This window comes from Saezia sanguinis, from assembly GCF_003991585.1.
Taxonomy (GTDB): domain Bacteria; phylum Pseudomonadota; class Gammaproteobacteria; order Burkholderiales; family Burkholderiaceae_C; genus Saezia; species Saezia sanguinis.
Genome location: NZ_PQSP01000059.1, coordinates 1 through 276, shown reverse-complemented (window position 1 = coordinate 276; position 276 = coordinate 1). Strand labels below are relative to the sequence as shown.

General features: G+C 69.2%; 1 protein-coding gene. It reads right to left on the bottom strand.

The window, feature by feature from the left end:
* Nucleotides 1-9 precede the first annotated feature (9 nt).
* Nucleotides 10-276: DUF2277 domain-containing protein (locus CUZ56_RS14970; RefSeq protein ID WP_204250941.1), on the bottom strand; the 267-nt coding region annotated here is incomplete at its 5' end.

Below are 276 nucleotides of genomic sequence, written 5' to 3'. Positions count from 1 at the left end.
GGACGAGCTTCAGCTCGCTTCCTCGGTGACGGTTTCCCGGCCGGTGTGGCGGCGGGTCGGCGGCTCACCCTCGGAGGCCCGGCGCTCGGGTAATTCCGCCAGCAATTGCGTGGTGGCGGCGGCGATCGCCGTCACCGCTTTGTCCACCGCGGCCTTGGTGGCCGTCGTCAATCCCGACACCCCGCCGACTTTGCGCACGTATTCCTGTGCGGCGGCGTAAATTTCCTGCTCCGTGGCGGCCGGGCTCAGCCCGCGCAGGAGGGTGATGTTCCCACT